Source organism: Cellulomonas fimi (assembly GCF_012952065.1).
In the GTDB taxonomy this organism is placed as follows: domain Bacteria; phylum Actinomycetota; class Actinomycetes; order Actinomycetales; family Cellulomonadaceae; genus Pengzhenrongella; species Pengzhenrongella fimi_A.
In genome coordinates, this window is sequence record NZ_JABCJJ010000012.1 from 19,842 (window position 1) to 34,703 (window position 14,862).

The window sequence follows — 14,862 nt, forward strand, 5'->3', positions numbered from 1 at the left end:
CTCACCACGCGCTCCGCGTAGCCTGACCGGGTGCTGGCCGACCCCGAACTCCACGATCAGCGGCCGGTGACGCCGTGCAGGTGATCGCCGACCTCCGGGCGTTGCTCCGTCTCCCCGACTTCCGCAAGCTGTTCGCGGTCCGCCTCGTGAGCCAGACCGGTGACGGCCTGTTCCAGGTCGGCCTCGCGACCCTGTTCTTCTTCTCCCCCGAGAGCGCGAGCACCGCGACCGGCGTCGCCACCGCCTTCGCGGTGCTGCTGCTCCCCTTCACGATCGTCGGTCCCTGGGCCGGCGTGCTCCTCGACCGCTGGCGGCGTCGCCAGGTGCTGCTCTACGGCAACGTCGTCCGGGTCACGATCACGCTCGTCATCGCGGGGCTCCTGGTGACGACCGGGGTCGGTCCCGCCGTGTACGTGCTCGCGCTGGTGAACCTCTCCGTCAACCGCTTCCTGCTCTCGGCGCTCTCGGCGTCGCTGCCGCGCGTCGTCGACGGCCCGCTCCTGCTGACCGCCAACTCCGTGACGCCGACCCTCGGAGCGGCCGCGGCCGGCGTCGGCGGCGCCCTCGGGTTCGCGCTCGGCCTGCTGCTCGAGCCCGGCCGCGCGAAGGACGCCGTCGCGCTCACCGCCGCCGCGCTGGTGTTCGGAGCGGCCGCTGCGCTCGCGCTCCGCGTGGGCAAGGACCTCCTCGGACCCGAGGCCCGGGCCGACGCCGCCACGCTCGTCCGCGAGCTCCGTGCCCTGGGCCGTGGCCTGGTCGACGGCGCACGCCACCTCCGCGAGCGCGGCACCCCTGCCCGCGCCCTCACCGTGATGGCCACGCACCGGTTCCTGTACGGGATGGTGTTCATCGCGAGCATCCTCATCTCGCGGAACCTGCTCGAGGACCCGGCCGACGCGTCGGCCGGTCTCGCGACGTTCGGCGCAGTGCTCGCGGCGTCCGCGGTGGGGTTCGCGCTCGCCGTCGTGCTGACGCCCGTGCTGAGCCCGCGCACCGGCCCGCACCGCTGGATCGTCGTGTGCCTGCTGCTCGCGGCGGCGAGCCAGCTGCTGCTCACGCTGACGATCACGCGCTGGGCGCTCCTCGCGGGAGCGGTCGTGCTGGGCCTCGCGGCGCAGGGGGCGAAGATCGCGGTCGACACGATCGTGCAGCGGGACACCGACGACGCCTATCGCGGGCGTGCGTTCGCGCTCTACGACGTGCTGTACAACGCGGCGTTCGTCGGTGCGGCGGCGCTCGCCGCGCTCGTCCTTCCCGACTCGGGGTACTCGCCGCTGGTGTTCGGCGGTCTCGGTGCCGCCTACCTCGTGGCCGCGCTCGTGTACCGGGCGAGGTCCGCCCGCGCGTCACCGGTCACGACGGCGGCCTGACGCCGCCGGTCTCCCCCGGCGCCGCACCGGTGGCGGAGGCCGCCACGACCTCCCAGTCGGCGACCGGCCCGGGCACGACGACGAACAACGGCCCGGCCTCGGGCACCGTCACCTCCTGCCAGCGCGCGAGCACGTCGGGGCTGCGCAGCGCGAGCTTCGCGCGCAGGTGGGCCCACTCGTAGGCGAGCTGCCCCGTCGTGACCTCGAGGTGCAGCTCCGGGTCGAGCGGCCCCTCGATCTTGGCCGCGTCGAAGGTGTACCCCCGCGCCGTCGCCTCGGCGAGCACCGCATGCAGGTACGCCCAGACGGCCGGCCCGGCGACGTCGTCGGGCACGACGTCGAGGACCTCACCCCGGGTGGTGGCGGGGGTGGTTGCGGAGGCGGCGACGCCGACCGGGTCTCCGTCCGCCCGTGGCGCGCGCGGCACGCCCGCGGCCCGGAACCGCTGCAGCTGCGGGTGGTTGCGATAGCCCTTCGTCCCGCCGGCGAGCACCTTCTGCGCGAGCAGGCCCTCACGCCAGCTCGCCGTGAGGCCCTGCCGGTCGAGGTACCGCGGATGCACCGACCAGAGCCTCATCGGGCCGACCACCACTCCAGGAGCGCGGCGCGCGCCTCCTCCTCGGCGAGCGGGCCGCGGTCCAGGCGCAGCTCGAGCAGGTGACGGTACGCCTGCCCCACCACCGGGCCTGGCGGGATGTCGAGGATCTCCATGATCTGCGCGCCGTCGAGGTCCGGCCGGATCGCCGCGAGCTCCTCCTTCTCGCGCAGCTCGGCGATCCGGGTCTCGAGGTCGTCGTACGCGGCGGAGAGCCGCCCGGCCTTGCGGCGGTTGCGTGTCGTCGAGTCCGAGCGCGTGAGGCGGTGGAGCCGCTCGAGCAGCGGGCCGGCGTCGGTCACGTAACGACGCACCGCCGAGTCGGTCCAGCTGCCCTCGCCGTACCCGTGGAACCGCAGGTGCAGCTCCGTGAGGCGCGCGACCGCCTGCACCGTCTCCTTGTCGAACCGCAGCGCCCTGAGCCGGCGCGCGACCAGCTTGGCCCCGACCACCTCGTGGTGGTGGAAGCTCACGCCGCCGCCCGGCTCGAAGCGGCGGGTCGCCGGCTTGCCCACGTCGTGCAGCAGCGCGGCGAGCCGCAGCCACAGGTCGGGAGCGGGCACCGGCCCGTCGGGCCCGGTCTCGAGCGCGATCGCCTGCTCGAGCACGGTGAGCGAGTGCTGGTAGACGTCCTTGTGCCGGTGGTGCTCGTCGACCTCGAGCCGCAGCGCGGGCAGCTCGGGGAGCACGTGATCCGCGAGCCCTGTCTCGACCAGCACCTCGAGCCCGCGGCGAGGGCGGTCGGAGAGGAGCAGCTTGCTGAGCTCGTCGCGCACCCGCTCGGCCGAGACGATCGTGATGCGCTCGTTCATCTCCGTGATCGCGGCCCGCACCTCGGCGTCGACGTCGAACCCCAGCTGCGACGCGAACCGGGCGGCCCGCATCATGCGCAGCGGGTCGTCGTCGAACGACTGGCGCGCCGTGACCGGAGTGCGGAGCGTCCGCCGCGCGAGGTCGGCGAGGCCGCCGAACGGGTCGACGAACGCGAGCTCCGGCAGCCTGACGGCCATGGCGTTGACGGTGAAGTCGCGCCGCGAGAGGTCCCCCTCGAGGGTCTCCCCGAACACGACCTCGGGCTTGCGCGACGACGCCTCGTACGCGTCGGTCCGGTACGTGGTCACCTCCACGACGACCTGCGCCCCGCCCCGCCGACGCGACGCACCGATCGTGCCGAACGCCTTGCCGATGTCCCAGTGGGTGTCCCCCCACCGGGCCAGGATCGCCTGGGTCTGGTCCGGCGTCGCGGAGGTCGCGAAGTCCAGGTCGGCGCTGACGCGGCCGAGGAACGCGTCACGCACCGGTCCGCCGACGAGCGCGAGCTCGTGCCCGGCGCGCGCGAATGCCTCACCGAGCTCGCGCGCCGCGGGGGTCAGCTCCGCGAGGACGCCGATCGCCCGGCGCTGCAGCGCGACGAGCGTCGGCGCTCCGGGCTCGGGCGTGTTCATGGGGTCAGGCACGACGTCCAAGCGTGCCAGATGCGGGTCGCGGGTGGAGCGTCGAACCCGTGACGGGCTGTCCACACGGTGACCACGCGGTGTCCGGCGGGGGACGAAGGGCAGGTGAGCGTGTCGTTACAGTGGCCGCATGCCCAGCGCTGCGCCACACCCACGCCTCCCCGGCGTGCCCGCGCCGCCCGGGGGGCACGCGCTCAGGATCGACCCCTCGGCGGCGCGCGGCGTCGCACCCGCGCTCCCCGTGGTGGACGAGACATCGGCCGGCGGGCTGGTCGTCGCCGTGATCGACGGCGTGCACCACGCCGCCGTCATCGCGCGCCGCAACCGGGCCGGCAGGCTCGAGTGGTGCCTGCCGAAGGGACACCTCGAGGGCGACGAGACGCCCGAGCAGGCGGCCGTGCGCGAGATCGCCGAGGAGACCGGGATCCACGGGGAGGTCGTCCGGGCCATCGGCACCATCGACTACTGGTTCACGGGTGACGACCGCCGGGTGCACAAGGTCGTCCACCACTTCCTCCTCGACGCCCTCGGCGGCACGCTGACCGTCGAGGGTGACCCGGACGGTGAGGCGGAGGACGCCGAGTGGGTGCCGCTGAGCGAGCTGACGAACCGGCTCGCCTACCCCAACGAACGACGGCTCGCCGTGGCGGCACACGTGGTGCTCGTCCGCGAGGCATGAGCGCCCGCGCGACCCGGACCGCCGTCGGCCCCGTTCTCCGGGACGCCCTGCCGGCCCGCCCGCTGCGCACGACCCGTGCTCGAGCGGGCCGGCTGGCTCGAGCGGGCCGGCTGGCTCGAGCGGGCCGGCTGGCTCGAGCGGGCCGCCTCGTCGTCGCGCTCCTCGCCCTGGCCCTGCTCGGCGGGGCACCGGCCGCGAGCGCCGCGAGCAGCCCGAGCCCCACGTCCAGTCCCAGCCAGACGCCCAGCCCCAGCGCCTCGGGCACCGCCGGATCGGCCGACGACGGCGCGGCCGCGTCCCCGCGTGCGAAGGTCGAGGTCACGGCCGTCACGCCGCAGGTGCTGCGCCCCGACGACGAGCTCGTCGTCCGCGCGACCCTCCGCAACACGGGCGAGCGCGACCTCGCCGAGCCCCGCGCCGTACTCAGGATCAGCCGGTTCCTCCTCTCGACCCGCAGCACCCTCGACCAGTGGGCTGACGCCGACACCGACGCCGCTGCCGGCACGTCGGTCGGTCAGCCCGTCGCACTCCCCGGACCGCTCGTCCCGGGAGCGGAGGCCGAGGTCGAGCTGCGCGTCCCGGCGTCCGCACTCCGCCTCTCGGGGGCGGCCGAGGCGTGGGGCCCGCGCGGAATCTCGGTCGAGCTGACCGATGCCGGGCGCCGCCAGGGCCTCGACCGGACCTTCGTGCTCTGGCTCCCGACGGAGCAGGTCACCTCGACGCGCGTGAGCGTCGCCGTGCCCTTCACCGGGTCGACGGTCGGTCCCGCACAGGCGGCCGCCGCGAGCGCCGGCGTCCTCGCGGCCGGCGCGACAGGGACGCCGTCGGCGGGCGGGACCGACGGTGCGCAGGGGGCCCCGGACGGGAACACGACCGGTGACACGACCGGTGACACGGCACAGGCCACACCGGGGGGCGACGGCTCGGTCGGCCCCGGCGGCACCCCCGCGACCGACCGAGCCGTCACCGCACTCTCCCCGGGCACCGTCGACCGGCTCGACCGCCTCGTGCGGGCCACGGGCGACCGTCCCGAGGTCGCCTGGGTCGTCGACCCGGCGGTCCTCGCAGCCCTCGCAGGGGCCACGCAGCCGGGCACCGGCACGGGCACCCCCGGCGGCGCGGAGCCGACGCAGCCGCCCGAGGACACGGACACCGCGCGGGAGCAGCCCGTCGACGTCGCGCGCGCCCGCGCGCTCGCCCTGGGCCTGTCGATCGCCGCACCCGGGCGGGACGTGTTCGCGCTCCCGTACCTCGACCCGGACCTCGCCGCCCTCGCGCACGCCGAGGCGCTCGACGTGACGGCGACCGCGACGACCCTGGCGGCGACGACCCCGATGCCGCTGCTGGGCACCACGCCACGCACCGACCTCGCGTGGCCGGCCGACCCGGTGCCCGACAAGGCCACGGTGGCGCTCGGCGCCCTGGTGGGCCGCGGCGTCGTCGTCGTGGGCGGCGACGGGCTCGCGCCGCAGGACCTGAGCTACACGCCGACCGGCCGCGCGACCGTCCCGACCACGGCGGGTCCGGTCGCCGCCCTCGTCGCCGAGCCGACCCTGACGGGCCTGCTCGTCGATCCCGTCGCCGCGACCCCGGCGACGGCGGCGCAGCGGATGCTCGCGGAGACCGCGGTCGTGACCAAGGAGCGGCCCAACGACACCCGGCACGTGCTGCTCGCGCCCGGGCGCGGCTGGGACCCCGACGTGGCCTTCGCCCGCGCGCAGCTCGAGGCCCTGGCGAACGCGCCGTGGGTCGCGATGACGCCCGTGTCGACGCTGATCGGGTCGGTCGACCCGGGGGTGGACCGCACCTCGCTGCCCGCCCGGTCGGTCGACGAGCGCGAGCTCGCGCCCGGTGCGATCACGGACCTGCGGACCGCCCGCGCCCGGCTCGCGAGCCTCTCCTCCGCGGTCCCAGACCCTGCGGCCCTGATCGGCGACGCGGACGTCCGGGTGCTCAGCCCGCTCGCGGTGGCGTGGCGGAGCGAGCCGGCCGGGCGGGCGGACGTCGTCCGCGAGGTGGTCGACGCGCTCGGCTCCCGGCAGGGTGCGGTCTCGGTGCTGCCCGGCAGCCAGCTCAACGTGATCAGCGAGCAGGGCACGTTCCCGATCGGCCTGCGCAACGACCTCGACCAGGACGTCACCGTGCAGGTGGCGCTTGCGCCCGAGAGCCGGCTCCTCGTCGTCGACGGCACCCGGACCGTGACGGTACCGGCGGAGTCCGAGATCCAGGCGCGGATCCCGTACGAGGCGATCGGGAGCGCGGACGTGCGGGTCGAGGTGACGCTGCTGGCGCCCGACGGCGCGCCGCTCACCGCGCCGTCGGCGTTCACCGTGCGGGTGAACGCCGACTGGGAGAACGTCGGGACGGCCGTGCTCGCCGGCCTGCTCGGCGTGCTGCTCGTGATCGGGATCATCCGCACGATCAGGCGCGGGCAGACGGCACGGCGCGGTGCCAGCGCGGAGGAGCTCGCCGAGCTGGCCGAAGCGCCCGAGGACGCGGCGCCCCACGAACGAGCACCGGAGGAGACGCGATGAGCGCGCCGCCACCCGCGGACGGGACCGCACCCGAGGACGCGACGTCGGCGCGCGGCGCCCTGCCCGACGACGCGACCCCCACCGACGCCACACCGGCCGGCACCTCCGCCGCCCAGCGCGACGCCGTCGGGCGCCACGCGTCGATCATGGCGGCCGGGACCGCGGTGTCCCGCGTGCTGGGCTTCGTGCGCGGCGCGCTGCTCGTGTACGCGATCGGCGTGACGGGGAACGCGGCCGACGCGTTCGCGCTCGGCAACAAGGTGCCGAACATCCTGTACCTGCTGATCGCCGGCGGGGTGCTGAACGCCGTCCTGGTCCCGGCGGTCGTGCGCGCGTACCGGCGACCCGACGGGCACGAGTACGTCAACCGGCTCCTCACGTTCGGCACCGCCCTGCTCGCCGCGCTCGCCGCCGTCCTCACGCTCGCCGCGCCCGTGCTCGTGGAGCTCTACTCGAACTTCCGGCCGTCGGTGACCGCGCTGGCCGTCCTCTTCGCCTACTGGTGCCTTCCCCAGGTGCTCTTCTACGGCATCTACACGCTCGTCGGCCAGGTGCTCAACGCTCGCGGCAGCTTCGGCCCGTTCATGTGGGCACCGGTCGTCAACAACGTCATCGCGATCGCCGGGCTCGGGGCGTTCCTCGCGGTGAACGGCACCTACGAGCAGAACGGGGGCGGGATCGACGACCCCACCGCGTGGACCGGTGCCCAGGTCGCGCTGCTCGCGGGCACCGCGACGCTCGGCGTCGTCGCGCAGGCGCTGGTCCTCTTCGTGCCGTTGTACCGCATGGGCTTTCGCTACCGCCCGCGCTGGGGACTGCGTGGCATGGGGCTCCGGACGACCGGCCGGGTCGCAGGGTGGACGTTCGCGGGCCTCGTCGTCGGGCAGCTCGGTGTCCTCGTCGTGACGCGCGTGGCCACAGCGGTCAGGGACGCGGGCGGCGACGCGGCGGGCCTCGCGGGCAACGCGGTCTACGACTACGCGTTCCTGATCTTCATGCTGCCGCACTCGCTGGTCACGGTCTCGCTGCTGACGGCGCTCTTCACCGGGCTGTCCGCGCGCGCTGCTGCCGACGACGACGCCGGGGTGCGCGGCGACCTGTCGTTCGGGCTGCGCACGGTCGGGATCTTCACGGTGTTCGCGGCGTCGGTGATCATGGTGCTGGCCTTCCCGCTGGTCCGCGTGCTGCAGCCGGGCGCCTCGGCGCAGGACGTCTCGGCGATCGTGCCGGTCGTCGTCGCCATGCTCGTCGGCCTGCCCGCGTTCGGCGCGTGGTCGATGGCCCAGCGCGTGTTCTACGCGTACGAGGACGCCAAGAGCATGGTCCCGATCCAGGTCGGCATGGCGCTCGTGGTCGTCGCCGGCGCGCTCCTCTCCCAGGCCGTGCTCGCGCCGCGGTACTGGGTCGCGGGCGCGGGTCTGTCGATGTCGGTGTCGTACCTGCTGGGAGCGGTCGTCGCGCTCGCGTTGCTCCGACGCCGGATCGGTGGGGTCGACGGCGCGCGGGTCCTGCGGCTGCACGCGCGCGCGGTGGTGGCGGCCGGGGTCGCGGCCGCGGCCGGGTGGGCGGTGGTCCACGCGATCGGCGGCCTGCACGACGCCGGGCCGGCCCGGTCGCTCGTGGTGGCCGCCGTCGTGGGGGTGCTGATGACCGGGCTGTACGTCGGCCTGCTGAGGCTGATGCGGGTCAGCGAGCTGACCGATCTCGCGCGCCCGCTCCTCCGGCGGATCCGGCGCGCCGCGTAGCATGGCCCGACCGGCGTTCGCCGGTGCCCGGGCCGCGGGTCCGGATCACGTGACCCAGACCTACGCGCGAGCGTGACGAGCGATCGGGAGGCCCGGTGGAGACCGTCGTGGGACGAGGCACGCTGCTGGCCGGACGGTACCGGATGCTCCAGCCCACGCCCTCGGACCTGCGCGGATCCACCTCGTGGGACGCCACCGACCAGATCCTGGACCGTCCCGTGCGCGTCACGGTCCTCGCCGAGGGCGACGTTCCCCAGGCGCTCGACGCCGCGCGGCGCGCGGCGCTCGTGACCGACGCCCGCCTCGTCCGCGTGCTCGACGTCGGCGAGCACGAGACCGTCGCCTACGTCGTCACCGAGCAGGTCACCGGACCCTCCCTCGCCCAGCTCGTCGCACGCAACGGCCCGCTTCCCGCTGACCAGGCGCGCGCCGTCGTCGGCGAGGCGGCTGCTGCGCTCGAAGCCGCCCGGCGGCGGGGCGTCCACCACCTCGCGCTCCGGCCGTCGGTGCTGCACCTCACGCCCGACGACCGCGTACGCCTCACCGGTCTGGCCGTCGACGCCGCGCTCCTCGGGCAGCACACCGGGGACGCCCGAGCCACGACCCGCGCCGACACCGTCGGACTCGTCGCGCTGCTCTACGCCGCGCTGACCGGACGATGGCCCGAGGGGGTCGCCGGCCTGGGTGGGGGCGGCGGCGGGGCTGGCGGTGCAGGTGGCGGCGGGGGGACCGCAACGGCGGGTGACGGCGCGCACGCGGTGGACCTGCTCCCCGCGGCGCCCGTGCTCGAGGGCGGACCGGTCGCGCCCGCGGAGCTCGTCTCCGGCATCCCGAACGACCTCGACACGCTCTGCGCGGTCACGCTCGGAGCGCACGACGACGGGCCGCACAGCCCGGCCGAGCTCGTGCGCGAGCTCGAGCCGTGGGGTGCCATCCGGGCCGTGGACCTGCTGGCGGCGAGCCCGTCCGGTGGTGCGCGCGACGGCAGGACCGCGGCGCTGACCGCCGCCGGCGCTGCGACGCAGGTCGCCGCCGAGCCGACCGGACCCGGAACCGGAGCCCGAGCAGAAGCCGGAGCAGAAGCCGCGGAAGGAGGAGGAGCAGAGGCAGGAGCGGTCACCGGGGCGGGCTCCGCGACTCCCGGCGTGGTCCAGCGCCAGTCCGTCCGGTCCGTCTTCTCCTCCCAGCCGGCCGCCGACCCTCGGCCCGGCACCCCGCCACCGGCGATCCCGCCGCGACAGAGCGCGTTCGGCGCCGGCACGGGAGTCGGCACGGGAGTCGGCACGGGAGTCGGCACGGACGTCGGCACGGCAGCGGCCGTGGCCGCGACCGCGGGTGCGGGGGCGGCGCCTGGCTCCCGAGGGACCGAGCCGCAGGTGCAGCGCGGCGAGACCTCGGTGTCGGAGACGACCCCCCGCGTCCCGACCGCCCGGACGCAGCCCGCGGGACCGCCCGCGCGGGCCGCCGCCCCGCCGCCTCCCCCGGCGCAGGAGACGTCACCGTTCCGTCCCGACGAGGCGCGGCCGACAGGCGCCTCCCCGGCAGGGCGCGGCTCCGGCGGGTCCGGATCCGGCGGGCCGGGCTCCGGCGGGCCAGGCTCCGGCGGGCCAGGCAGCCAGGGCCGCGGCTTCGACGAGCTGGTGGCCGCCCGTGAGGCGATCACCACCAAGCGGTTCGACCCCACGCGGCTGGTGCTCGCCGTCGTCGTCGTCGCGCTGCTCGTCGGGTTCTTCCTGGCCTTCCGTGCGCTCACCAGCCCTCCGGACGGCAGCCCCGCTCCGGCGGCCGACCCGAACCCCAACGCGAGCGCACCGGCGGAGCAGCCGGCGGACGAACCGACGGAGGACGAGGTCCCGGCGCAGGAGCCGGAGTCCTCGCCCGATCCGGGCGCGGCACCGCTCATCGCCTCCGGGCAGCAGCTCGACCCGCCGCCAGACGGCGACGAGAACGAGCACCCCGAGGCCGTCGCGCTCGCGATCGACGGCGACCCCGGCACGGTCTGGTACACCCGGACGTACAAGAACGCCGACTTCGGCGGGCTCAAGGAGGGCGTGGGCTACGCCGTCACGCTGACCCAGCCCGCCGTCGTCAACCAGGTGACGCTGCAGGTCAGGGGCACGGGAGGTCGGGTCGAGCTGCGCGCGACGGACCCCGCCACCCCGACGGCTGGACCCGTTCTCGCGGAGGCCGAGCTCGGCCCGGACACCGTCCTCGCCCTCCCCGAGCCGACCGAGACGCAGCAGCTCGTGCTCTGGTTCACCGCGCTGCCGACGGCCGACGACGGCGGCAACCGGATCGAGCTGGCGGAGGTCACCGTCTCCTGACGCGCTCGTGCATGGACAGGACGCCGCCGGGCCCCGGGGGCTGGCACACTGCGCGGAGGAACAGATCCGTCCGGGCGATCGTTCTTGTGGACGGTCGCCCACGGGCCACCCGCCCGGGCCACTACCCAGCGAAGGACTGTCGTGAACGAGCAGACCACTGCCCCGCGTGACCTGATCATCGTCGGGTCCGGACCCGCCGGCTACACCGCCGCCCTCTACGCGGCGCGTGCCGGGATCGCCCCGCTCGTCATCGCGGGATCGGTGACCGCCGGTGGCGCGCTGATGAACACGACGGACGTCGAGAACTTCCCCGGCTTCCCCGACGGCATCCTGGGGCCCGAGCTCATGGAGTCGATGCAGAAGCAGGCCGAGAAGTTCGGCGCGGAGATCCTGTGGGACGACGCGACGGAGCTCGAGCTGACCGGTCCGGTCAAGAGGGTCCGCACGGGCAACGGCGAGGAGTACACCGCCTATGCCGTGATCCTGGCCACGGGCTCCGCCTACCGCGAGCTCGGTCTGGAGGACGAGAAGCGCCTCTCGGGACGCGGCGTGTCGTGGTGCGCGACCTGCGACGGGTTCTTCTTCCGCGACCAGCACATCATGGTCGTGGGCGGCGGCGACTCGGCCGTCGAGGAGGCGACGTTCCTGACCCGCTTCGGCTCCAAGGTGACGATGGTCCACCGCCGCGACGAGCTGCGCGCCTCGAAGATCATGGCCGACCGCGCGAAGGCCAACCCCAAGATCGAGTTCGCCTGGAACAGCGAGGTCGCGGCGATCCACGGCGACGCGAAGGTCACGGGGGTGACGCTGCGCGACACGGTCACGGGCGAGGAGCGCGAGGTCGCCGCCGGGGGGCTGTTCGTCGCGATCGGCCACGTGCCGCGCACCGAGCTCGTCGTCGGGCAGGTCGACCTCGACGAGAACGGCTACATCCAGGTCGAGGGCCGCACCACCCGCACCAACCTCCCGGGGGTGTTCGCGTGCGGCGACGCCGTCGACCACACCTACCGCCAGGCCATCACCGCCGCAGGCACCGGCTGCTCGGCGGCCCTCGATGCCCAGAACTACCTCGCCGAGCTCGCGCACGTCGACCCGGCGTCCCCGTCCGACATCCCCGCCGCCCTGGAGGAAGCACTGTGAGCACCCCCGTCCACGCGACCGACGCCACGTACCGGACCGAGGTCCTCGAATCCGACATCCCCGTGGTGGTGGACTTCTGGGCGCCGTGGTGCGGACCGTGCCGTCAGGTCGCGCCGATCCTCGACGAGCTGGCCGCCCAGTACGCCGGCAAGGTCAAGGTCGTGAAGCTCAACACGGACGAGAACCCGCAGGTCACGGCCGACTACGGCATCGTGTCGATCCCGACGATGCACTTCGTCAAGGATGGCGAGATCGTCTCGACCCTCATCGGTGCGCGGCCCAAGCCGGTGCTCGTCGGCGAGATCGAGAAGGCGCTCGCGCTGGCCTGAGGCTCCGCGCCGGAACAGGACCTCGGGGGCCGTCGCCCCCGCGCTCGTCTTCGGCCCGCACCGTGGTCCGCGCGACACGGGCGGGTCGAGGGATGGTCCTGGGCGCGAGCACCGGTCCGCTGCGTGGGACACTCGCGGGATGACTCCCCAGACGCCCGGGGCGGGTGCGCAGCCTCCCCACGAGGCAGCCGCCGACCCTGTCGTCCTCCCGACCTCGCGCAGCGACCGGCCCGAGGCCGGGCACGGCACGCGGCTCGATCCCTGGCTCGGCTCGTACGCCGAGCGCGCGCACGGGATGCGCGCCTCCGAGATCCGTGCGCTGTTCGCGGTCGCCAACCGTCCCGAGGTCGTCTCGCTCGCGGGTGGCATGCCGTACCTCGAGGGCCTCCCCCTGGACGCGCTCGCCGAGATGACGCAGCACGTCATCGCCACGCGCGGCACGACGGCGCTCCAGTACGGCTCGGGGCAGGGCGACGAGACTCTGCGCGAGCAGATCCTCGAGGTCATGCGCCTCGAGGGGATCGACGCCCATCCCGATGACGTGGTCGTCACGACCGGCTCGCAACAAGCCCTCGACCTTGTGACGCGGATCTTCATCAATCCGGGCGACGTCATCGTCGCGGAGGCGCCGAGCTATGTCGGCGCGCTCGGTGTGTTCCGGGCGTACGAGGCGGACGTCGTGCACGTCCCGCTCGACGAGCACGGGCTGATCCCGGCCGCGCTCGAGGAGTCGCTCGCCGCGCTGACGCGCGAGGGCCGCCGCGTCAAGCTCCTCTACACGGTCCCGAACTTCCACAACCCCGCCGGCGTCACGCTGTCGGCCGAGCGGCGGCCCCAGATCCTCGAGATCGCGCGGCGCTACGGCGTGCTGGTGCTCGAGGACAACCCCTACGGGCTCCTCGGGTTCGAGGGCGAGCCGCTCCGGGCCCTCCGCGCGCTCGACGACGACGGCGTCATCTACCTCGGCTCGTTCTCCAAGACCTTCGCCCCCGGCTACCGCGTGGGATGGGCCGTCGCCCCGCACGCGGTCCGCGAGAAGCTGGTCCTCGCGAGCGAGTCGGCGATCCTGTGCCCGTCCAACGCGTCGCAGCTCGCCATCTCGGCGTACCTCTCGACCTGCGACTGGAAGGGTCAGGTCAAGGCCTTCCGTGAGCTCTACCGTGAGCGGCGCGACGCGATGGTGTCGGCCCTCGCCGAGCACCTCCCCGGCGCGTCCTGGACCGTGCCCGACGGCGGTTTCTACACGTGGGTCAAGCTGCCCGAGGGGCTCGACGCCAAGGCGATGCTTCCCCGCGCGGTGACCGCGCGCGTGGCGTACGTGCCGGGCACGGCGTTCTACGCAGACGGTCAAGGCAGCGACCACATGCGGCTGTCGTTCTGCTACCCGACCCCCGACCGGATCCGTGAGGGCGTGCGCAGGCTCGCCGGCGTCGTCTCCGGCGAGAGCGAGCTGGTCTCGCTCTTCGGTGCCACGGTCGCCCCCCGGCGCGACGACGTCCAGCAGCCCGGACCGGACGTCACCTGAGGACCCGGTCGTCATGGTCCACGCGGACGCCAGCCCCCGACGACCCCGGGCCCTGGTGACGATGCCCCCCACCCGGCCGCGTGCGCCGCACCGTCGCGACCTCTCCCCGACCTCTCCCAGACCCGCCCTGAGCCGACCCCGTCCCGAGTGAGGAACGAACCTCGTGAACACCGTCTCGCCCGAGCCCGCCGCTTCGGGCGCCTCCCCCCGCGTCGTCGTCCTCGCTGGAGGGATATCGCACGAGCGTGACGTCTCGCTCCGCTCCGGTCGGCGCGTGGCGGAGGCGCTCCGGTCGGCCGGTATGGAGGTCACCGTCCACGACGTCGACGCCGACCTGATCCCTGCCCTCACGGATACGCACCCCGACGTCGTCTGGCCCGTGCTCCACGGCGCGACCGGCGAGGACGGATCGGTCCGGGACGTGGTCGAGCTGCTCGGCCTGCGCTACGTGGGGACCGGGCCGCGAGGAAGTCGTGTCGCCTGGAGCAAACCGATCGCCAAGACGGTGGTGTCCCGAGCCGGGCTCAGCACGCCCGACTTCGTGACCCTGCCGCAGAGCCTGTTCCGTGAGCTGGGCGCGGGCCGCGTGCTGGAGGCGGTCGTCGCGCGTCTCGGGCTCCCGCTGGTGGTCAAGCCGTCACGCGGTGGTTCCGCACTGGGGGTCACCCTCGTGCGCGACGCCGCGGCACTCCCCCGCGCGATGGTCGACGCCTTCGCGTACGGCGACACCGCGCTCGTTGAGCGCGCTGTGACCGGTCGCGAGCTGGCCGTGAGCGTCATCGAGGAGACGGACGGTCCGCGTGCGCTCCCGGCCGTCGAGATCGTCACGGACGGTCCCTACGACTACGACGCGCGCTACAACCCGGGTCGGACGGAGTACTTCGCGCCCGCTCGGCTCACCGAGCCGGAGACCGCGGCGGTCATGAGTGCGGCGGTGGAGGCGCACCGTGCGCTCGGGCTCCGTCACCTGTCGCGGACAGACCTCATCCTGGACGAGGCCGGCGTACCGCAGTTCCTCGAGGTCAACGTCGCGCCAGGCATGACCGAGACGTCCCTCTTCCCGCAGGCCGCCGTCGCGGGCGGCCTGGATCTCCCTTCGCTGTACCGCGGACTGGTGACGCGCGCGCTCGCCTGATACGTCGCGCTGCGGGGTTTCACGTGGAACAC

11 protein-coding genes are annotated in these 14,862 nt (G+C 74.6%); 9 read left to right on the top strand and 2 right to left on the bottom strand.

Annotated elements, in window-relative coordinates:
* The first annotated feature begins 74 nt into the window (after positions 1-74).
* Entirely contained in the window at positions 75-1,370 is a 1,296-nt protein-coding gene (locus HIR71_RS09330; RefSeq protein WP_169324794.1) for an MFS transporter, read from the top strand.
* Here HIR71_RS09330 and HIR71_RS09335 read toward each other — a convergent pair.
* On the bottom strand, positions 1,354-1,947 hold the full coding sequence (locus HIR71_RS09335; RefSeq protein WP_169324795.1) for a pyrimidine dimer DNA glycosylase/endonuclease V: 594 nt from the start codon (positions 1,945-1,947) through the stop codon (positions 1,354-1,356). The two genes, HIR71_RS09330 and HIR71_RS09335, sit on opposite strands and share 17 nt — an antisense overlap.
* A complete protein-coding gene (locus tag HIR71_RS09340) occupies positions 1,944-3,410 on the bottom strand; it encodes a CCA tRNA nucleotidyltransferase (RefSeq protein ID WP_169324854.1) in 1,467 nt (488 codons plus the stop codon). Before HIR71_RS09340 ends, HIR71_RS09335 begins: the two co-directional genes overlap by 4 nt.
* A gap of 139 nt (positions 3,411-3,549) precedes the next feature.
* On the opposite strand from HIR71_RS09340, the gene HIR71_RS09345 reads away from it, so the two are divergent.
* The 8 genes from HIR71_RS09345 to HIR71_RS09380 all read left to right on the top strand — a co-directional run bounded on the left by HIR71_RS09345 (position 3,550) and on the right by HIR71_RS09380 (position 14,830).
* The gene (locus HIR71_RS09345; protein WP_169324796.1) at positions 3,550-4,098 is read left to right on the top strand and encodes an NUDIX hydrolase; all 549 of its coding nucleotides are present in this window, start codon (positions 3,550-3,552) and stop codon (positions 4,096-4,098) included.
* Positions 4,095-6,632 (top strand): DUF6049 family protein, encoded by a 2,538-nt coding sequence (locus HIR71_RS09350; RefSeq protein ID WP_169324797.1) that lies wholly within the window; start codon positions 4,095-4,097, stop codon positions 6,630-6,632. Before HIR71_RS09345 ends, HIR71_RS09350 begins: the two co-directional genes overlap by 4 nt.
* Entirely contained in the window at positions 6,629-8,377 is a 1,749-nt protein-coding gene (murJ, locus tag HIR71_RS09355; protein WP_169324798.1) for a murein biosynthesis integral membrane protein MurJ, read from the top strand. Before HIR71_RS09350 ends, murJ begins: the two co-directional genes overlap by 4 nt.
* A gap of 107 nt (positions 8,378-8,484) precedes the next feature.
* Positions 8,485-10,701, top strand: coding sequence for a protein kinase family protein (locus tag HIR71_RS09360; protein WP_169324799.1), 2,217 nt, complete (start codon positions 8,485-8,487; stop codon positions 10,699-10,701).
* A 141-nt stretch (positions 10,702-10,842) separates the two neighbouring features.
* Positions 10,843-11,841, top strand: a complete 999-nt coding sequence (gene trxB / locus HIR71_RS09365) for a thioredoxin-disulfide reductase (RefSeq protein ID WP_169324800.1) — start codon at positions 10,843-10,845, stop codon at positions 11,839-11,841.
* Positions 11,838-12,170: a thioredoxin gene (gene trxA, locus HIR71_RS09370; protein ID WP_169324801.1), complete on the top strand. Its 333-nt coding sequence runs from the start codon at positions 11,838-11,840 to the stop codon at positions 12,168-12,170. Before trxB ends, trxA begins: the two co-directional genes overlap by 4 nt.
* A gap of 139 nt (positions 12,171-12,309) precedes the next feature.
* Positions 12,310-13,695: an aminotransferase-like domain-containing protein gene (locus tag HIR71_RS09375; protein WP_169324802.1), complete on the top strand. Its 1,386-nt coding sequence runs from the start codon at positions 12,310-12,312 to the stop codon at positions 13,693-13,695.
* A 163-nt stretch (positions 13,696-13,858) separates the two neighbouring features.
* The gene (locus HIR71_RS09380; protein ID WP_169324803.1) at positions 13,859-14,830 is read left to right on the top strand and encodes a D-alanine--D-alanine ligase family protein; all 972 of its coding nucleotides are present in this window, start codon (positions 13,859-13,861) and stop codon (positions 14,828-14,830) included.
* Positions 14,831-14,862 lie beyond the last annotated feature (32 nt).